At 68.6% G+C, this 19,809-nt stretch carries 16 protein-coding genes; 1 reads left to right on the forward strand and 15 read right to left on the reverse strand.

The window, feature by feature from the left end:
- Nucleotides 1–7 precede the first annotated feature (7 nt).
- The 5 genes from ACZ6YV_RS38815 to ACZ6YV_RS38835 form a co-directional block, all read right to left on the reverse strand.
- Nucleotides 8–1,087, reverse strand: a complete 1,080-nt coding sequence (locus tag ACZ6YV_RS38815) for an alpha-hydroxy acid oxidase (protein ID WP_465514382.1) — start codon at nucleotides 1,085–1,087, stop codon at nucleotides 8–10.
- Nucleotides 1,084–2,145: a 4-hydroxyphenylpyruvate dioxygenase gene (gene hppD, locus ACZ6YV_RS38820; RefSeq protein ID WP_465514383.1), complete on the reverse strand. Its 1,062-nt coding sequence runs from the start codon at nucleotides 2,143–2,145 to the stop codon at nucleotides 1,084–1,086. Before hppD ends, ACZ6YV_RS38815 begins: the two co-directional genes overlap by 4 nt.
- Nucleotides 2,146–2,254: 109 nt before the next feature.
- Nucleotides 2,255–3,445: a cytochrome P450 gene (locus ACZ6YV_RS38825; protein WP_465514384.1), complete on the reverse strand. Its 1,191-nt coding sequence runs from the start codon at nucleotides 3,443–3,445 to the stop codon at nucleotides 2,255–2,257.
- 14 nt (nucleotides 3,446–3,459) lie between these two features.
- Nucleotides 3,460–5,196 (reverse strand): non-ribosomal peptide synthetase, encoded by a 1,737-nt coding sequence (locus tag ACZ6YV_RS38830; RefSeq protein WP_465514385.1) that lies wholly within the window; start codon nucleotides 5,194–5,196, stop codon nucleotides 3,460–3,462.
- Nucleotides 5,193–6,023 carry an alpha/beta fold hydrolase gene (locus ACZ6YV_RS38835; protein WP_465514386.1) on the reverse strand — a complete coding sequence of 277 codons (831 nt, stop codon included), beginning with the start codon at nucleotides 6,021–6,023 and terminating at the stop codon, nucleotides 5,193–5,195. Before ACZ6YV_RS38835 ends, ACZ6YV_RS38830 begins: the two co-directional genes overlap by 4 nt.
- A gap of 276 nt (nucleotides 6,024–6,299) precedes the next feature.
- Here ACZ6YV_RS38835 and ACZ6YV_RS38840 point away from each other — a divergent pair, with 276 nt between their 5' ends.
- Nucleotides 6,300–7,586: an aminotransferase-like domain-containing protein gene (locus ACZ6YV_RS38840; RefSeq protein WP_465514387.1), complete on the forward strand. Its 1,287-nt coding sequence runs from the start codon at nucleotides 6,300–6,302 to the stop codon at nucleotides 7,584–7,586.
- On the opposite strand, the gene mpaM is transcribed toward ACZ6YV_RS38840, so the two are convergent.
- The 10 genes from mpaM to ACZ6YV_RS38890 all read right to left on the reverse strand — a co-directional run bounded on the left by mpaM (nucleotide 7,567) and on the right by ACZ6YV_RS38890 (nucleotide 19,528).
- Nucleotides 7,567–8,409 carry a daptide-type RiPP biosynthesis methyltransferase gene (gene mpaM / locus ACZ6YV_RS38845; RefSeq protein WP_465514388.1) on the reverse strand — a complete coding sequence of 281 codons (843 nt, stop codon included), beginning with the start codon at nucleotides 8,407–8,409 and terminating at the stop codon, nucleotides 7,567–7,569. The two genes, ACZ6YV_RS38840 and mpaM, sit on opposite strands and share 20 nt — an antisense overlap.
- A 39-nt stretch (nucleotides 8,410–8,448) precedes the next feature.
- A complete protein-coding gene (locus ACZ6YV_RS38850) occupies nucleotides 8,449–9,273 on the reverse strand; it encodes a PIG-L deacetylase family protein (protein WP_465514389.1) in 825 nt (274 codons plus the stop codon).
- 5 nt (nucleotides 9,274–9,278) lie between these two features.
- Complete coding sequence (locus tag ACZ6YV_RS38855) at nucleotides 9,279–10,505, reverse strand: methyltransferase domain-containing protein (RefSeq protein WP_465514390.1); 1,227 nt, start codon at nucleotides 10,503–10,505, stop codon at nucleotides 9,279–9,281.
- 45 nt (nucleotides 10,506–10,550) lie between these two features.
- Nucleotides 10,551–11,777, reverse strand: coding sequence for a glycosyltransferase (locus tag ACZ6YV_RS38860; RefSeq protein ID WP_465514391.1), 1,227 nt, complete (start codon nucleotides 11,775–11,777; stop codon nucleotides 10,551–10,553).
- Nucleotides 11,778–11,809: 32 nt separating this feature from the next.
- Complete coding sequence (locus tag ACZ6YV_RS38865; RefSeq protein WP_465514392.1) at nucleotides 11,810–13,039, reverse strand: glycosyltransferase; 1,230 nt, start codon at nucleotides 13,037–13,039, stop codon at nucleotides 11,810–11,812.
- Between the two features lie 11 nt (nucleotides 13,040–13,050).
- Nucleotides 13,051–14,241, reverse strand: coding sequence for a glycosyltransferase (locus ACZ6YV_RS38870; protein WP_465514393.1), 1,191 nt, complete (start codon nucleotides 14,239–14,241; stop codon nucleotides 13,051–13,053).
- A gap of 43 nt (nucleotides 14,242–14,284) precedes the next feature.
- Nucleotides 14,285–15,760, reverse strand: coding sequence for a tryptophan 7-halogenase (locus ACZ6YV_RS38875; protein WP_465514394.1), 1,476 nt, complete (start codon nucleotides 15,758–15,760; stop codon nucleotides 14,285–14,287).
- 36 nt (nucleotides 15,761–15,796) lie between these two features.
- A complete protein-coding gene (locus ACZ6YV_RS38880) occupies nucleotides 15,797–17,017 on the reverse strand; it encodes a cytochrome P450 (RefSeq protein ID WP_465514395.1) in 1,221 nt (406 codons plus the stop codon).
- A gap of 107 nt (nucleotides 17,018–17,124) precedes the next feature.
- Nucleotides 17,125–18,321, reverse strand: a complete 1,197-nt coding sequence (locus ACZ6YV_RS38885) for a cytochrome P450 (RefSeq protein WP_465514396.1) — start codon at nucleotides 18,319–18,321, stop codon at nucleotides 17,125–17,127.
- Between the two features lie 31 nt (nucleotides 18,322–18,352).
- On the reverse strand, nucleotides 18,353–19,528 hold the full coding sequence (locus tag ACZ6YV_RS38890; protein WP_465514397.1) for a cytochrome P450: 1,176 nt from the start codon (nucleotides 19,526–19,528) through the stop codon (nucleotides 18,353–18,355).
- Between the last annotated feature and the right edge of the window lie 281 nt (nucleotides 19,529–19,809).

Raw genomic sequence — 19,809 nt, forward strand, 5'->3', positions numbered from 1 at the left:
GGGAAGGTCAGCCGTGAGGGGAAACCCTCGTGCCCAGCCGGCGGGCCGCGCTCACCGAGTCGCAGCCCGCGAGGCCCAGCGCGTTCCGGAATTCGACGGTGAGCAGGTCGAGCAGCCGCCGGGCACCGTCCTCGCCGCCCTCGGCGAGCCCCCACATCACGGGCCGCCCGACCAGGACGGCCGACGCCCCCAGCGCGATCGCCTTGAGGATGTCGCCGCCACCGCGGATTCCCCCGTCGAGCAGCACTTCGCCGTCCCATCCGGAGAGGGTGGCGGCGATCTCGCCCAGCATCTCGATACCCGGCACGGCGCCGTCCAACTGACGGCCTCCGTGGTTGGACACGACGATTCCGCCGACACCCGCGTCGACGGCACGGGTCGCGTCCTCGACCGCGAGGATCCCTTTGAGCACCACGGGAAGTTCCGTATGCGCCCGGACGGCCTCGACCGACGCCCAGGTGGCCGGGGCGAATTCGCGGGCGGTGTGGTCCGCCACCGCCGAATGCCCGCTTGTCCGGCGATGTGCGGCGTCGCCGGCGTCGAAGTTGGCCGCGGTCACGGAATCCGGCAGTGCGAAGCCGTTCCGCAGATCCCGCAGCCGCCGTCCCATCCACGGCACGTCGACGGTGAACACGATGGCTTCGCAGCCGGCGTCCTCCGCGCGGCGGACGAGGTCGAGAGAACGTTTCTCGTCGCGTAGCCAATACAGCTGGAACCAGGGCCGCCCGCCGACGGCCGCGATCTCCTCCAGCGGCACACTGCTCAGCGTGCAGATGGTGTACGGCACGCCGGCGTCCCGGGCGGCGCGTGCCGCCGCGAGTTCGCCCTCGGGATGGAACAACCGCTGGTACGCGACGGGCGCGACAGCCATCGGCAGCGCGGCCCGGCGGCCGAAGATCTCGGCTTCGACGGTGCCGCCGCCGAACTCGCGCAGCATCCGGGGGATCACGAAGATCCGCTCGAGCGCGGCGCGGTTGGCCCCCAGGGAGGCCTCCGCGCCGCTGCCCCCGGCGAGAAAGTCCCAGATCTCGCCGGGGAGGACGGCTCGCGCCGCGCGCTCGAGGTCGTCCAGGCAGACGTGGGTCATCGACGGGCGGGGCCGAGCTTGCTCTGTCCGGTCCGCTCCAGCTCCACGGCTTCGTACAGGGCCTTGATGTTGGAGCTGCCGAAGGTCCCCGCGCCCTGGCGCTCGATGATCTCGAAGAAGATCGTCTTACGCGGGTGGGTGGAGGCGGTGAAGATCTGGAACAGCTGGCCGCCGTGGTCTTCGTCGGCGAGCAGTTTCGTCTCCCGCAGATCGTCCAGCGAATGCGTCTCCAGCTCGATCCGCTCGCCGAGCAGGTCGTAGTAGGCGTCCGGGGTCTTCAGGAACTCCACGCCACGCGAGGAAAGCTCCTTGACCGCGAGGACCGCGTCCGGGCTGGTGAAGGCGATGTGCTGGATGCCCGCCCCGTGGTGTTCCTTGATGAAGTCGTCGATCTGGCCGGGGTCGGCGTTCTTGTCGGGCTCGATCAGGGTCAGGGTGACCTCTCCTGACGCGCTCTGCACGACGGTGGAGTTCATCGCCTGGGCTCCGACCACGATGTGCTCTTCGAAGATCTGCTTGAACCCGAGGGCGCGCTCGTAGTACGCCACCGTGGGGCCGAGATCCCCCGCGTTCAGGCAGACCGCGAAGTGGTCGATCGCGAGCAGTTCCAGTGCTCCCCTGCCGCGGAAGGCGTCCGGCGCTTCGCCGGTGAGGTCGCGCTGGACCAGCGTGTGCACGACATCGCCGAAACCGCTGACGGTAGCGGTGATGACCGAGTCCTCGCGCTCGCCCGGTTCGAGGATGGGCTGTGCGCCCGCCGCCACAGCGGCCTCGAAGGCGGCGGCCACGTCCGACGTACGCAGCGCGATGTCGGCCACCCCCTCGCCGTGGGTCTGGAGGTACGTCGCGCCGGGGTGGCGGTCCGACGTCGGCTCGGTGAGGACCAGCGCGATCGGCCCCTGCCGCAGCGTCACGCTCCGGTGGTCGGCCGACCGGTCCGTGGCGGCGACGGAGAAGCCGTACTTGTCCATCCAACCGGATGCGGCCACCTCCAGGTTGGCCACATACATTTCCACATGGTCGATCTCGAAGTTCCGCGTGCTTTCTTGAGAAGACAAGGCATTCCTCCGTGGAATAGATTCAATCCCCGATAACAGGATGGCGCGAGGCCGATCACGCATCAATGGTGTCCGCTTGACACCTCCGTCCACAGAGGACGGACAGGGTTCACCGGCCGGTGAACCGCACCGGGAGTTCCCGGTATCCCTGGACGACGACCGCGCGCAGCCAGGCGGGTTCCTTCACCAGCTCCACTCGCGACACTCGCTCGGCCACTTCCCGCAGCACGACCGCCAGCTCGATCCGCGCGAGCGCTGAGCCGAGACAGTGGTGCATGCCGTGGCCGAAAGCGATGTGGCGGTTGGGTTTCCGGTCCGGCCGGAACGTGTCGGGATCGTCGAACACGGCCGGATCCCGGTTCGCGGCGGGCAGCCACGCGACCACCGGCGTACCGGGCGGCAGGTCGCGGCCGTTGATCGTGACGTCGCCGCTCGTCACCCGGAGCACGTGCATCGCGGGCGAGGTCCAGCGCAGCACTTCGTCGACGACGGTGTCGACGTCCGCGCTCCCGTCCCGCACCTGGTCCAGCAGGCCGGGCACGGTGGCGAACGCGTGCACCGCACCGGTGATCGCGTGCCGGGTGGTCTCGTTGCCGCCGATCAGCACGTTGTCGCAGTTGAGCACCACGTCGTCGACAGAGAGCTCGTCGTCGGACAGCAGCGTGCTGACGAGGTCGTCGCCGGGGCTCGCGCGGCGCGCGGTGATCAGTTCGTCGAAGTAGACGAGGATCTCGGTGTGCGCCTGACGCGGCGTCATCCCGTCGAACAGCTCGTCCTCGCCGCCGAAAGCGTGGTTCGTCAGGTCGATGAGCATGTCCTGGTCCTCGGCGGGGACCCCGAGGATTTCGCAGACGACAGCGGCGGGAATACGCGGGCCGATCGCGGCGGCCACGTCGCACACCTGCCCGTCGAGCACCCTGTCGAGGACGTCGCGCACCTCTGCCCGCACCCGGTCCGAAAGTTTCCGCGCGGCTGCCCGGGAAAGCAGCGGCCCGACCAGCTTGCGGAGTTTGCGGTGCTGGTCCTGTTCGGACACCACCATCATCTGGCCACCCGAGTTGTCCGGGTGGTCGCGGTCGAAGCCGATCATCATCCCGTACTCGGAGGTGAACGGGGCGGACGGCCCGAGGACCGCGGCGCACGCCCGGTGCGAGAACACCGACCAGAAACCGGTGGGCGAACTGCCCGGCTCGCTCCACACCATCGCGTCTTCCGCCGCGTACTCACGCCACCGGGCATGGCGGTCCAGGCTCGTGTACAGATCAGGGTCGCCGAGGTCGACGGCTGTCGTCGTCTGCATCAAAGGTCTCCAGGTCAGGTGAGTGCGCCGTCGAGCACCTTGGCGAGCTGTGCCACGGTCGGCGCGTCGAAGAAGGCCTGCACTCTCAGCCGGATCTTCAGGTTTTCGCGGATGCGGCTCACCAGCCGGGTCGCGAGCAGCGAATGGCCGCCGATCTCGAAGAAGCTGTCCTCGACGCCGACGCTGCCGACGCCGAGCACGTCGGCGAAAAGTTCGGCGAGCAGGATCTCGGTCGGGGTGCTCGGCGCCCGTCCCGACGCCGCGCGCCCGGCGCTCTCCTCTTCGGGAGTGGGCAGGGCTGTCCGGTCGACCTTGCCGTTCGGCGAGACCGGCAGCTTCGGCAGGCTGACCACCACGTCGGGCACCAGATAGGAAGGCATCCATTCCCGCAACGGCGGGAGGAGGTCTTCGGCCGTCACCCGCTCGCCCCCGGTGCCGACGACGTAGGCGACGAGCCGGTTGTCGTGCGCGGTCACCACCGCCTGGGCCACCGCTTCCACCGCGAGCAGGGCGGCTTCGACCTCGCCCGGTTCGATCCGGTGACCGCGGACCTTCAGCTGGTCGTCGACACGGCCGACGAAGACGAACTGGCCGTCCGAACGCTTCCGCACCCTGTCGCCGGTGCGGTACATGCGGCCGCCCGGTTCGCCGAACGGATCCGGCAGGAACCGTTCCGCCGTCGCGCCGGGCCGCCGGAGGTAGCCGCGGGCGAGACCGGGGCCCATCGTGTACAGCTCACCCACGTCCCCGTCCGGAACCGGCCGCAGCCGCTCGTCCAGGACGTAGGTGCGGACACCGGTGATCGGCCTGCCGATCGGCGGGGTGTCCTCCCCGGTCAGCGGCTCGCTCGCGGTCACCGCGACGGTGACCTCGGTCGGGCCGTACGCGTTGATCATCACGCGGTCCATGGCCCAGCGTTTCGCGACCGGGGCCGGGCACGCCTCGCCCGCCACCAGGAGGGTCAGCCCGGCGGGCAGGCCGCCCGACTCCTCCAGCGGCGCCAGCGCGGACGGCGGCAGCGTGATGTGGGTGATGCGCTGCTCGCGCACCAGTCTGCCGAGCGGCTCGCCGGGGACCAGATCCGGCGCGGAGGCCAGCACCAGGCAGCCGCCTGCCTGCCAGATCGGCCAGAACTCGGCGACCGCGGCGTCGAAACTGGGGGAAGCGAAAGCCAGCAACCTGCTGTCCGGCACCAGGTTCTGGCGGCGCACGTAGTCGTCGGCCAGGTTCGGGATCCCGCGATGCGTGACCAGCACGCCCTTCGGCTTCCCCGTCGAGCCCGAGGTGTAGATGACGTACGCGGGATGGTCGGGCCGCAACGGGCCGAGCCGGTCTCCCTCGTCCAGGTTCGGCTCGGTGAGCCCGGGCTCCCGTTCGACACTCAGTACGACGGCGGCACCGGGCACGTCCTGCCCGGGCAGGCACAGCAGGACCTGCGCCGCCGTGTCGTCCAGCATGTGCCGTTTGCGTTCCTCCGGATAGTCCGGGTCGACAGGCACGTACGCGGCGCCCGCCTTGTGCACGGCCAGGATCGCGATGACGAACTCGATCGACCTCGGCATGGCCAGCGCGACCAGCCGCTCCGGGCCGACCCCGTGCGCCACGAGCCGCCGCGCGAGCCGGTTGGCCTCGCCGTTCAGCTCGGCGTAGGTGAGTGTGGTGGTGTCCATCGCCACCGCGGGCCGATCCGGCAGCACGGCTGCGGTCGCCTCGAACAGGGCCGGTGTCGTGGCCGCCGAAAGGACGGTCATGCGGTCTCCCCCAGTGTCTCGCGGGATTCGGTGCGGAGGAACCGGAGCAGCTCGCGGTTCACCGCTTCCGGGTTCTCCAGGTAGCCGAAATGCCCGCACCCGGGAACCGTGCGGTGGGTCGCGCCGGGGATCGCGGCGGCCAGCTCGCGTCCGGCGGCCGGTGGTGCCACGAGGTCGTGTTCGAACGAGACGACGTGGCAGGGCACCTTGATCGAGCGGTAGGCGTCCAACCTGTCGGGCAGCGCGCTCAGCAGCAGTTGCTCCCGGACACCCGGCCCCCAGGAACCCGCCGCGGCGAACAGGTCGAGCCAGTCACCGGCGAGGTCGTCGTCGGCGAGTGTCGCGGGCCCCAGGTTGTGCATGGCCCGGACGGCGGCGAGGAAACCCGGTGGCAGCTCGACGCCCTGCTCGATCAGCTTCGCTTCGCCTTCCGCGAGCTCCCGCTGCACGAGACTGCTCTTGCCGCAGGCGGCCATCAGCAGGACCGAGTCCACCAGCTCCGGACGGGCGAGTGCCAGCTCCTGCGCGATGTAGGAACCCATCGACGTGCCGATCACGCGGCACGGCAAGGCGTCGAGGTAGTCGATCAGGGCGGCCACGTCCGCGACGAGGTCTTCGATGGTGAACCCGCCGGTCCCCTCGTCGCTCGGCGGGATCCCGCGGTTGTCCATGGTGATCACGCGGAATCCGGCGGCGCGGAGCACGGGAACCTGGTGGAGGTCCCAGACAGAGCTCGGCGCCCCGGTGCCGGTCAGCAACAGGACAGCCGGACCGTCGCCTTGATCGTGGTAAGACAACCGGATCCCGTTCTCGGTTGTCATCAGCATGATGGTCCTTCCCCGCTCGCCGACGGCGCGCAGCGACATGGCCGCCGGCGAAGTCCGCCGGCACCGGGTTCTGTTGAGGAGTAAGAGAAGTGACGTGGTCACTTTGTTCTGTCCGATGTGGAACGTGCGATCCCCGGATTCGCGACGCACTCAGGTGACCGTACCGTCGCGGCTCGATTGTCCGCAGTGACAGTGCTGGACATGGACGGAAATGGCGCGAATCGCGTCCACGATCCCTGCTTGACACTTCGACACCGGATGGAAATCCTAGCATTTATGGATTCGAACGGTTTGTCCACTCACTTGAGCATGGAAACGCTGCACGGATCGCTCACCGATCCGGCCATCTCGTCGATGAATCTGCTGAACGAGCTGATCGACGAATACCCTGTGGCCATTTCCATGGCGGCAGGCCGTCCGTACGAAGAGTATTTCGACATCCGCCTCATTCACGATTATCTCGACGCCTATTGCGACCATCTCCGGCGCGATCGGAAAGTCGACGAGGCCGGGGTGACGCGCGCGCTCTTCCAGTACGGCACCACGAAGGGCATCATCGCCGACCTCATCGCCCGCAACCTCGCCGAAGACGAGAACATCGACTCCGCCCCGGAGTCCGTGGTCGTCACCGTCGGCGCCCAGGAAGCGATGTTCCTGGTGCTCCGCACGCTGCGGGCGGGTGATCGGGACGTGCTGCTCGCCCCCGCCCCCACCTACGTCGGCCTGACCGGGGCGGCGCTGCTCACCGACACCCCCGTCTGGCCGGTGCGGTCCACCGAGAACGGCATCGACCCCGAAGACCTGGTCCTGCAGCTGAAACGAGCCGACGAACAGGGCAAGCGGGTCCGAGCCTGTTACGTGACGCCCAACTTCGCCAACCCCACCGGCACCAGCATGGACCTGGCCGCCCGCCACCGGCTCCTCGATGTCGCCGCGGCCAACGGGATCCTGCTGCTGGAGGACAACGCGTACGGGCTCTTCGGCGCCGAGCGCCTCCCCACGCTGAAGGCGCTCGACCGGTCGGGGACCGTGGTCTACATCGGTTCCTTCGCCAAGACCGGGATGCCCGGCGCCCGGGTCGGGTACGCCGTGGCGGATCAGCGGATGCCCGGGGGCGGCCTGTTCGCCGACCAGCTCTCCAAGCTCAAGGGCATGCTCACGGTGAACACCTCCCCGATCGCCCAGGCGGTGATCGCCGGGAAGCTGCTGCTCAACGACTTCAGCCTGACCAAGGCCAACGTCCGCGAGACCGCCATCTACCAGCGCAATCTCCGCCTGACACTGGGCGAACTGGACCGCAGGCTCGGCGGGAGCCCCGGGGTCTCCTGGAACACCCCGACGGGCGGGTTCTTCGTCACCGTCACCGTGCCCTTCGTCGTCGACGACGACCTGCTGGCACACGCCGCCCGCGACCACGGTGTGCTGTTCACCCCGATGCATCACTTCTACGGCGGCAAAGACGGGTTCAATCAGCTCCGGCTGTCCATCAGCCTGCTCACGCCGGAACTGATCGAAGAGGGCGTGAGCAGGCTCGCGGCGCTCATCACCGCACGTCTCGGGTGAACTCCCGCTTCACCGCGTCCACCAGCACCATGTCGTCACGACCGGTGCTGGTGGACGCGAACGGCGCCCGCGCGAGCACGGCGAAGCCGGCGCCTTCGAGTTCCCGCACGATCCGGTCCACCGTGACGAGCCTTCGGCGATGTGTGCAGACGACGAAGGGATCCGCGGTCTCCTCGGCCGGGTAGATGGTGATCTCCTGGATCTCCTCCGACGGCAGGATCCTCACGTGCAACACGTGCCGCCGTCCACTGCGGCCCGGCAATTCCTGCTGCCGTTCCAGCGGTTCCGCCTCGACGGGTTTCGTCATTTCCAGGCTGAGCAGGAATTTCCCGCCGGGTTCGAGATGCTCGCGAACCGACGCGTACAGGCCCTTCCGGCCGGTCTCGTCGAGTTCGTTGATCGAGCCCGAGCTGATGACCACCGTTTCGAAGCGCTTGCCCAGCGTGAAGGCGCTCATGTCCGCCTGGACCACCGTGCACCGGTCCTGGCGGTCCGCCGTCGCTTCCGCCAGCCGCTTCCGGAAGGCGGTGACCACCGTGGCCGACAACTCCAGGGCGGTCACCTCCCAGCCGAGATCCAGGAACGGGAACGTCAGCCTGCCCATTCCGGCCGCGAGCTCCAGCACGGGTCCGGGCGCGGGGCGGAGGCGGGCAGCGAACTGCCGCGCCTCCGAAGTGCCGTCCGCGTCCTGGATCAGATCCCGATAGGTGTCCGAGCCGTCCTCGTCGTAGAAGTCGCACAGAACGCCGCGCTCGCCCGCGGAAGCCAGCAGGACACCCGCGTGCGCGGTCCGCACCGGGCCGCGCTCGGTTTGCTCGGTCATGAGGACAACCTCCTGGTCGACATTCGTCTCCGGAACCGTTCAGCCGTTTTCTTCGCGAGAGACGACCGGCCAGGTCGTTTCGCCGTATCCGCCCGAAGGCGCGCTCTTCAGGGCATGTCCGTCCAACAGGGCGAAGAAGTCCTTTTCCGGCCCGTGAAGCATCAACATCTGCGACGGATAAAGCCGCAGGGCTTCGAATTTCCGCGTCCGCACCTCCGCTTCGACGGAAACGAATTCGGGAGAACCGGCCTGGAAACCGTCCGGGAGTTCCACCGCACCCGGCGCGAAGATCGCGTGCGGGAGGTCTTCCCACAGCCGCACCGGAATACCTTTCTCCCGCGCGACGGACAGCGTGGCGTCCCGCGTGATCTTGTTGTCGATATGGCCACTGGCGGCCGCACAGGTCAGGATCAGCGCCGGAGCACACTCTTCGACGACCGAGGCGATCTCGGCCCGCACCGCGGAGAACAGCTCCGGATCGTCCTGCGGCGACTGCTCGCCGATGGCCAGCTTCTGCCGCCCGGGCACGTTGTCGGCCAGCCATCGGCCGTCCGGCAGCTTGCGGTAGATGGCGTCGAGGAATCGGCCGTGCCGGTAGTCGGCCCCCAGATGGGCGAGCGCGGCGATGTCTTCGTTCCGGCGATGAAGCGACGCGTCCTGATCCGGTGTGAGGCCCCAGATCGCGTGCAGCCGCTCCGCCGCCGGTGAGTGCGGGGGCGGAGCGGTCCCGGCGAACACCGTGTGGACGGTCACCTTCGCCCCGTCCTGCGCCGCACGGGAAAGCCCGGCGCCGAAGGACAGGACAGCGTCGTCCAGATGCGGCGATATCGCCACTATCCGGCCCGTGTAGGGGTTCTGGGTCATGGCGGTCAGCTCACGTGCACGTTCGGCACGTACCGGATCCACTGCCCGCCGGCGTCACGGAAGGCCTGTTCCGCGTTCATGATCTCGTCGGCGTGGTTCCAGGCGAACAGCAGCGCGTAGTCCGGGTGGTCTCCGGCGAACTCCTGGTACTCGCGGACCGGGATGTGCTGTCCGGGGCTGAGCCTGCCCTGTTTGGCGGGAGTGGTGTCCGAGATGAACTCCACCAGATCCGGGGTGATGCCACAGAAGTTGGTCACCGTCGCGCTCTTGGCCGTCGCGCCGTAGCCGACGACGCGTTTGCCCTCGGCGCGGAGCTTGGTCAGCAGCGCGATCAGGTCTTCCTTGATCTTCTTCACGTTGGTGGCGAACTGTTCCAGTGTGGCGAACTCCGCCAGCTTGCGCTCGGCCTCCCACGCCAGAAGGTCCGCCACGGCCTCGGTCGGCTTGCGAGCCCCGGCGAGGGCGAGGGTGTAACGGACCTCGCCGCCGTGCACCGGGATGCGCTCGACGTCCACGAGTTCGAGGCCGTTGCGCTGGGCCATCTCCTGCACCGAGCGCGCGGTGAAGAAGAAGAAATGCTCGTCGTAGATCTGGTCGAACGACGTGCGCTCCACGATGTCGCCGAGGTACGGGTCCTCGAACACGAAAACGCCGTTCGGGCCGAGCAGCTTGGTGACACCCTTGAGAATCGAGTCCATGTAAGGGATGTGGCACAGGGTGTTGGCCGCGTAGATCACGTCGGCGGGGCCGTCGTTCTCGCGGATGTCGACCGCCGTCGCCTCTTCGAAGAAGTCCTTGCGGACCCGGATTCCCTTGGCCGCGGCCAGATCCGCGACGCTACCGGAGGGTTCGACGCCGAGTTGGCGCACACCCGCGTCGGCGACGGCCTTGAGCATGATGCCGTCGTTGCAGCCGAGTTCGACGATGAACGGGTCCTCGCCGGTCAGCTCCGTGGTCAGGAAACGCTTGGCCAGCTCGTGGAAATGCGTGCGCATGACCGCCGAACCGGAGGACAGGTACGGGTACGCCTCGTGGAACATCAGGTCCCTCGGGACCTCTTCCATCAGCTGCACCATCGTGCAGGAATCGCAGATCCCGGTGGCGAGCCGGAAGAAGAACTCCTTCTTCCCGTCGCCGGGGACCACGAACGCGTCCGAGAGCGGCTGGCGTCCCAGATCGATGAACTCGGTGACAGTGCCGTCACAGATACGGCACTCGGACGTGGCTGACATGCGGTCTCCTCAGTGCTTTGTCGTCGAAGAAGAAGTGGTGCGCGTTCAGGCGGGGACGGTCAGCTGGCCCGCGGCCTGGAACAGCAGTTCCGCGGCCGTCGTCCGGCCGTCGGTGCGGACCTTCTCCGCCACGGCCGCCGCTCGCGCGCGGGTCTCCGGGGAAAGAGCCTTGGTGAGCGCGGCCGAGAAGGTGTCGAAGGTCGGGACCGGACGTTCCGCCAGCGCCACCCCGATTCCCAGCTCGGTCACGCGGCCGGCGAAGTACGGCTGATCCGTGTGACGAGGCAGCACGAGCTGCGGGATGCCCGCCCGCGCGGCCAGATGGAGGGTGCCCGCGCTGCCCTTGTGCAGGGCCGCGGCCACCCGGCCGAACAGCGCCTGGATGTTCACCTCGCCGACGCCGAAGCAGTCGGCCCCGTCGTCGGGCAGGACCAGATCGGCCCAGCCACGGGAAAGGATCACCCGGTGGCCCTGCGCCCGGATCGCCTCGATGGCCAGCTTCGTGGCGTCGGCGAGACCGGGTCCGGACGCGCTGCCGAACCCCACGTACACCGGCGGTGCCCCGGCGGCCAGGAACGCCTCCAGGTCCGCCGGAAGCGGCCGTTCGTCCGGCAGGATCCACGCGCCGGTCTGGACGGCGTCGAGAGCCGGATCCACCGGTGCCAGCACCGGGTCCGCCGCCAGCCAGGGCTGATCGCCGTAGCCGTACGCGAAGACGTCCTTCACCGGCGGAAGGCCGATCGCGACCCGCCTGCCGTTGAGCGCTTCCCCGTACCGCTCGGAGAAACGCTCGGCGCGCTCGGCCCAGAGCACCCCGAAGTCGGTCACGCCCGGCGTGGTCCGCTCGTCCTCGGGCGGGTGGTAGTTCGACGACGGCAGGTAGTTCGGGCTGTAGGCGGCGTAGAAGTAGGGGATGCCCAGCTTTTCGGCCACCGACCGCACGCCTGTCGCGTGGGCCAGCTCGCCGGTCGCCACCACCACGTCGCAACCCTCGGCGCCCGGGGGGACCTGGTCGAACTGCATTTCGATCGCCATGGCCGCGAACTTGCGCTCTTCTTCGGCCGACGGCGGCGGCATCCCTTCCTGCAGCAGCATTCCCTCGTGCGCCAGGCCGACCGGCACATGCGGCACCCCGGCTTCGGCGAGCCGCTCCGCGGAAGACGGCGACGCGCACATCCGCACCTCCGCGCCGAGCTCCCGCAACCGGACCGCCAGTGCCACCAGCGGTTCGACGTCGCCGCGGCTTCCGCAGGTCGACAACAGCACACGCATTTCGCGTCCCCTATCTTGAGCAGTTCTGGGCTTTACGCGGAGACAGACGGCTTCGCCCGGCTTGCCGCGTCGAGCAGCAGTCCGGCCGCGACCGTCGTCCCGTCGGTGCGGATCGTGTCCGCGACGGCCGTCGCCCGCGCCCGGGTTCCCGGCGCCAGCGCCGTGGTGAGCGCCGCCGACAGAGAGTCGAGAGTCGGGACAGGGCCGTCGTGCGCCACCCCGACACCCAGCTCGGCCACCCGGCTCGCGTAGTACGGCTGGTCCGCCATCTGCGGCAGCAGGATCTGCGGTACGCCCGCCCGCGTCGCCACGTGCGTCGTCCCCGAACCGCCGTGGTGGATGACGGCGGCCACCCGGCGGAACAGCACCTGGTGGTTCACTTCGCCGGTCTCGAAGCAGTCGTCCTTGTCGTCGGGCAGGACCAGATCGGCCCAGCCACGGGAAAGGATCACCCGGAGGCCGCGGGCGCGGATCGTCTCGATGGCCACCTGGACGGCGTCGGCGGGGGCGCGCAGGCTCCCGAACCCCAGGTACACCGGCGGCGGGCCGGCGGCCAGAAAGGCCTTCAGCTCCGCGGAAAGAGGCCGTTCGTCCGGCGTGATCCACGCGCCTGTCTGCACCGCGGCGAGATCCGTCGGCTGCAACGGCGCCAGGACCTCGTCCGCCGCCATCCAGGGATGGTCGGTGTAGCCGAAGCCGAAGATGTCCTCCACCGGCGGCAGGCCGATCACTTCCCGACTGCTGTTGAGCGTGCCCCCGTACCGCCGGAAGGCGCTCTGGTTGTTCCGCTCCCACAGCGCCCGGATGTCGGTCCCGGCCGGTGCGGGCGGCTCGCCGAGGGGCGGCGGTGGCGGGTAGTGCGGCGACGGCACGAAGCTCGGGCAGTGGAAGGCGTAGAAGTACGGGATGCCCAGCTTCTCGGCCACCGACCGCACGCCGAGCGCGGCGGACAGCATCCCGGTCGCCACCACCGCGTCGCAGCCCTCGGCGGCGTCCGGGATCCGGTCGAACTGCGTGGTGATCGTCTCGGTCATGAACCGCTGCATGTCCTCGCGCGTCGGCGGCGCCGCGTTCTTGACCGGTTCGCGCGCGGAAGCGCCGACGGGCACGTGCTCCACGCCGACCTCGGCCAGCCTGTCCGCGCAGTCCGGCGGCGCGGACAGCCTCGTCTCCGCCCCGAGCTCCCGCAACCGGATCGCCAGTGCCACCAGCGGTTCGACGTCGCCGCGGCTTCCGCACGTCGCGAGCAGCACCCGCGTCACGTTTCCCCCGTTCACGCGGGAACCGCCGGCTTCTCGCGGCGGACGGCGTCGAACAGCAGTTCCGCCGCCACCGTCGTCCCGTCGGTGCGGATCGTCTCCGCCACGGCCGTCGCCCGCGCCCGCATTTCCGGGGCCAGCGCCGTGGTGAGCGCTGCCGTCAGGGCGTCGAAGGCCGGGATCGGACCGTCGATCGCCAGCCCGACACCCAGCTCGGCCACCCTGTCGGCGTGATACGCCTGCTCCACCACGTTGTCCACCACCCGGCGGACCACGACGTGCGGGATGCCCGCCCGCATGGCCAGCAGCGTCGTGCCCGCGCTGTCGTGGTGGATGGCGGCGGCCACCCGGCCGAACAGCTCCTGAAGGTTCACTTCGCCGACGGCGAAGCAGTCTTCCCCGCCGTCGGGCAGGGCCAGCTCGGCCCAGCCACGGGAAAGGACCACCCGATGGCCCTGGGCCCGGACGACCTCGAGCGCCGCCTTCGCCGCACCGGCCGTCCTGGCCCCGGACGAGCTGCCGAAGCCCACGTAGACCGGCGTTGACCCGGCGGCCAGGAACGCCTCCAGGTCCGCCGGAAGCGGCCGTTCGTCCGGCTGGATCCAGGCGCCGGTCTGCACGGTGACGGTGTCCGCCGGCGGCAGCGGGGCCAGGATCTGGTCCGCCGCCAGCCAAGGCTGCTCGGTGTAGCCGTAGTCGAAGAGGTCCTTCACCGGCGGCAGGCCGATCGAGGCCCGCTTTTCGGTGACCACGTCACCGAAAAGCCCGTAGGCGCCCTGGTTGTACATGTCCAGCTCCGCCCGGCTGTGCACGGACGGCAGGTGGTCCGGGGACAAGACCGTGTAGCGGTAGGGGATGCCCAGCTTCTCGGCCACCGACCGCGCGGCGACCGCGGCGGGCAGCAGACCGGTCGCCACCACCGCGGTACAGCCTTCGGCGGCCGTCTGGACCTTCTCGAACCACTCGGCGACCACCTCGGTCACGACTTCGGGATCCCCCGGCGCCGGTTCCCCCGGCCCGCGTGCCCCGGCGCGCACCGCCCGGCCGACAGGCACCATCGGCACCCCGGCCTCAGCGCACCGCTCCACGTAGTCCGGCGGCAGGCACATCCGCACGTCCGCGCCGAGCTCCCGCAACCGGACCGCCAAGGCCACCAGCGGTTCGGTGTCCCCGCGCGACCCGCACCCCGAAATCAACACGCGCACTTCGCTTCCCCTGTCCCGTAAGTCCTGCCGACGTGCGAGGGCCTCATACCGGATGGTGCGGCAGCCACTTCATGCCGTCGGCCGAAGTCACCAGACCGCCGGGGAACAGCGGCAGCTCGGGTTCGGCGTCGTCGCCGAGCAGCGCCTTCATCTGGACCTGGCCCGCTTCCTGCATCGCCTGCTTGACCACCGTCGACTTGAACATCGGCACCATGTCGTCGCCGTCGCCCGCCGCCATCTTGTCCACGGCGGCGGCGAATTCGGCGCTGTTCGCGGCGATCCGGTCCGCGGCCGTCAGCGCGGTCTCGCCGGACGACACCCCGCCGATCAGCTCGACGAACGACTCGATGTCGGTGCTCTGGTTCTGCGTGACCTTCTTGGCCTGCCAGAAGTACGATTCCTCGTTCACGTTCATCTGGTAGAAGGAGACGAGGAACTCGTAGAAGACGCCGTACTCGCGGCGATAGCGCGACTCGAACTCGTTCAGCGCGGTCTTCTCGTCGAGATCGCCGTCGAGGACGCTGTTGATCGAGCGGGCCGCGAGCAGCGCGCTGTAGGTCGCCAGGTGCACCCCGGAGGAGAACACCGGGTCCACGAAGCACGCGGCGTCGCCGACCAGGACCATCCCGGGCCGCCAGTAGGTCTCCTGCTGGTACGAATAGTCCTTGCGGACACGCAATTCGCCGTACTTGCCTGTCGTCACCCTGGTCGCGTTCGAGAGATAGTCCGAGATCATCGGGCATTCGGCGATCAGGCTGTTGAGGGCCTTCTCGCGGTCACCCTGGATCTTGTCGGCGTCCTCCCGGCGCACTACCGCGCCGACACTGGTCAGCGTGTCGCTCAACGGGATGTACCAGAACCAGCCGTTGTCGAAGGCGACGCTCAGGATGTTTCCCGAGACCGGCGCCGGCAGCCGCTTGCCGCCCTCGAAATAGCCGAACAGCGCGAGGCTGCGGAAGAACTCCGAGTAGTTCCGCGAACCGCCGACCTTGGAATAGAGCCGGCTCTTGTTGCCCGACGCGTCGATCACGAACCGCGCCGACACCTCGCGCTCGTTGCCGTCGGGATCGGTGTACCTGGCGCCGACGACCCGCTCGCCGTCCTCCACCACATCGTTGACAGAGCAGCCTTCCCGCACGACGACGCCCTTGCGCTTGGCGTTCTTCAGCAGCATGTCGTCGAAGACCGCCCGCTCGACCTGGTAGGCGTGCGACGTCGAACCGGCCATCTTGGCGGAGATTCCGAAGTGGAACGTCCACGGCTCCGGCCGCGCGCCCCAGCGGAACGTGCCGCCCCGTTTGATCGGGAACCCGGCCGCGGCCAGTTCGTCGGAGATGCCGAGCATCCGGCACACGCCGTGCACCGTGGCGGGCAGCAGCGACTCACCGATCTGGTAGCGCGGGAAAACCTCCTTCTCCAGCAACAGAACCCGATGGCCCTGCATCGCCACCAGCGTGGCGACGGTCGAACCGCCCGGTCCGCCACCGGCAACCACCACGTCGAAGTCTTCGACCGTCATCTCCCACCATTCCTCTGTCGAGTGTTGAATCGCGCGCTACCAGGCAACTGGGACCTGATCAGGACAGTCGACGAAAGCGCTTCGGTACTTCACTTCCGCGATGGGCACCGCCAGCCGCAGCCCGGGGAATCGGCGCCACAGCGTTTGATAAGCCATCCGCAGCATCGAGCGGGCCAGCGCCGCGCCCACGCAGTAATGGATGCCGTGCCCGAATCCGACGTCCGAAACCGCGGCGCGATTCGCGTCGAGCACGTCGGGATCCGGCGTCAGCGCCTTGTCCCGGTTGGCCATGAGAACCGAGCACAGGACGTAATCCCCCGCTTTGATCACTTGCCCGTCGACGACGACGTCCTTGATGGCGAGGCGGGGATTCGGCGCCTGCACGGGAGACAGATAGCGCACCAGTTCGTTGACGACGCGATCGGCCTTTTCCTGGCTTTCGAAAAGCAACGGGATCTGGCCGGGATTCTCCAGCAGCGCCAGCACTCCGAAACCGATCATCCCGGCGACGGTTTCGACGCCGCCGAGGATCAGCGCCGTGCACAGGCCCTTCAATTCCTCGTCCGTGATGTTGTCGCCGTGCTCTCGCGCGATCATGCCGAGGAACCCGTCGTCGGGGTCCTTACGCTGTCCGGCGATGAGGTTGTCCAGGTACCGGTTGAACGCGGCGCTGTCCGCCACCCGTGCCTTGAGCCCGCGGCTCAGATCGGCGTTCCGCCTGATCCGCCGGACGAACTCACGCTGGTCGTCGCGGGGAATGCCGAGCAGTTCGCACAAAGCGTGAGCGCCGACAGGATCGGCGAAGAGTCCCTGGAGGTCCGCGGGCGAACCCTCGGCCTCCATCATATCGAGGCGATCGTCGATGAGGCTTTGGATCGCGGGCTCCATCCGGCGGATCCGGCGGACCGTGAACTCCGGCGTCAGCATCTTGCGCAAACGCGTGTGCTCGGGCGGATCATAGGTCGAGATCTGCCCTACGAACTGGGCCTCCACATGCGCCCCGGATTTCGCCTGGGTGAATTGCGGCCGCGTCGTGAAATTCTCGTGGTCGCCCAGGATCTTGCGCACGACGTCGTAGCCGTGGGCCTGCCAGACGAATTCCCTGCCCAGCTGGGCGGACGATTCCCCGGTTATCCGGACCAGCGGCCCCTGCGCCCTGAGTGCGAAATTGTCCTCGTGCGGATCGCAGTCCGTCCTCAGCTGGAAGTTCGCCGGCTCCCGCAGGAGTGGCGCGACCTGATCGCTACCGTGTCCCATCAGAATGGAAACTCTCCTGTCGACCGGGAAAATGTCGTTTCGGACGCCCCAATTTCACCGGTAATCACCCAGGACGTCCAGCGGCTCCATGTGGACGGATCCGGCGATCACCAGGCGACCATCAGCTCGGTCAAGCCGTAGGCGGGAGTGGTCAGGCGGAACTTGTCCTCCTGTGCCGGATCCGCGAGCCTCAGCGCCGGAAAACGCCGCCACAGGGTGGTGAAGACCGTGCGCAGTTCGAGGCGGGCCAGCGCGGCTCCCAGGCAATGGTGGACCCCGTGCCCGAAAGCGATGTGCGGCGCGGATTCGCGGGTGACGTCGAGCCGGTTCGGCTCCGGCACGAGGGCCGGGTCACGGTTGGCCGCCGGGAGCGAGCAGATGACACTCTCGCCCGCCTTGATCACTTGGTCCCCGAAAGTGACGTCTTCTCTGGCGATCCGGGGCGTCGGGCTGTACGGCACGGTGAGGTACCGGATCAGCTCGTCGACGGCTCGTTGCGCGGGCTGCTCGTCGCCGCGGAACGCGTCGATCTGCTCGGGGTGGCGCAGCAGTGCCAGCACTCCGAGCCCGATCATGCCGGAGATGTTGTCGTCGCCGGCCAGCATCACCTGAACGCAGAAGCCGCGCAGTTCCTCGTCCGTGGCCTCGTCGCCGTATTCGGCGACCACCGAGCCGATCAGCCCCTCGCCGGGTTCCTTGCGTTCCCTGGCGATCATCGCCAACAGGTAGCGGGAGAACGCTTCTCCCGCCACCGCACGCCTTTTCTGGCTTCGTGAGCCGTCGAGATGCGCGTGACACAGCTGCAGGAACGTGGCCCTGTCGTCCCTGGGCACCCCGATCAGCTCGCACAGCACGGCGCCGGGCACCTTTTCGGCGACGAACTCGACGAGATCCGCGGGGGATCCCGCCTGCTCCATCTCGTCGAGCCGCTCGGTCACGATCTGCTCGATGTACGGCTGCATCCGTTGCATCTTGCGCAGCGTGAAACCGGGCGTCAGCTTCTGCCGCAGCCGTGTGTGCTCGGGCGGGTCGTAGTCCATCAGGTTGCCGACCAGTTCACGCGGCCGGAAGATGCCCTTCCCGCCGATCTCGTCGCGCGCGTCCCAGCGGCGCCGGGTGCTGAACTGCCGGTGATCGCCCATCACCTGCCGGACGACAGCGTGCGAAGTGGCCATCCAGTGGTCCTCGGCGTCCGCGCCGGATCCGACCGTGACCCTCGTCAGCGCTCCGGCGGCGAGCAGTTCGTCCGCCGGGTCCAAACCCTGTCTGCGGATGTGCAGCGGGCGCGGGTCGTCCTCACTCAACGGGAAACTCCTTTGCTACCGAGATTTCGCACTACCAGTCGAGCAAGAGGGCTTCCACGTCGAACGGCGGCGGACCCAGTTTGATCTCGCGGCCCGGTTCGGCCAGCCTGAGCTTGGGGAAGCGGTGCGCCAGCGCCGGGATCGCCGCCCGGAACACCATTTCGGCCAGCGGCCTGCCGAGGCAGTGATGGATGCCGTGCCCGAACGTGACGTGCGCGGGCTTTTCCCGGGTGATGTCGAAGTGATCGTCCGGGTCGGGGAACTTCCGGCGATTCGAAGCCAGCAAAGAACAAGTGACCGCGTCGCCTGCCTTGACGAGCTGATCACCGACGTACACGTCCTCCAGCGCGACGCGCGGAGTGGTCTTCTCGTCGCTCGTGAGGTACCGGGCCACCTCGTTCAGCCAATCCGGGACGCTGTCCGGCTCGTCGCGGAGCACGGCGAACTGCTCGGGATGCTCGACCATCAGCCACGCGCCCGCCGCGAGGAAACGGGCCACCTGGTCCCCGCTCGCGCCCATGACGAACGCGGCCACGCCCAGCAGTTCCGCGTCGGTGATGTCGTCGCCGTGTTCGCGCACCACGGCGCCGAACATGTCGTCACCGGGATCGCGGCGCGTCTGTGCCGCGACCTGGCCCATGTACGTCCAGAACTTGTTGCCCGCCGCCACGCGCCGTTTGCCCGACCTTTCGGACCGGCTGGCGTGCAGGGCGCGCGACAGATCCGCTTGATCGTCACGGGGAATGCCGAGGAAGTCGCAGATCACCGTCGTCGCGATGGGCCACGCGAAACGCGGGACGAAATCCACCGGGCCACCGGTGGCCTCGATGTCGTCCAAGGTGGCCTTGACGATCAGCTCGACCTGCGGGCGGAAGTCCCGCATCCGCCGGAAAGTGAACGCGGAGGCCACCATCCGGCGCAGGCGCGTGTGCTCCGGCGGGTCGTACTGGCCGAGGAAACCGGGCCAGATGCGGCCGGCCGCCGTCCCGCCGAAAAGCAGCTTGGCGCTGAACTTGTCCGAGCCGAGGACCTGCCGGGTCTCGTCGTACCCGGTGGCGAGCCAGCCCGTCCGCCCCGCGGGGCATTCTTCGGCCTCCAGCACGGACATGGGGCCTTCGGCCATCAGGGAACGCAACTCCGGTCCCGGATCGAATCGCTCTCTCCGGTGGATTTCCGTGCCCCGGTTGGCGTTGTTCTCCTCGAACACTGCACAAGGTCCTTTCGCCTCAGCCGGCCGGTGGAACAGTGATAGCGCGAAGGTGGCTTGTCCGACACTTCCCGGCGCTCGTTCGGGCGCGAGGTCCGTGAAGGCCTCCTTCCCTACCCTGAAGGTTGGGAAGGAGGCCCTCACTACGTCGCCGCTGTGGTCCTCGCGGGCACCGAAGCCGTGGCGTGTCGCGAAAGCCACAGTGATGATGATGTGTGTGGATGGAGGCCTGGCAGGGTCTGGCTCGGAAAGCCACTGACGTCCCGTGTTCGGGGTTGTCT

The organism is Amycolatopsis sp. NPDC102522 (assembly GCF_055584485.1).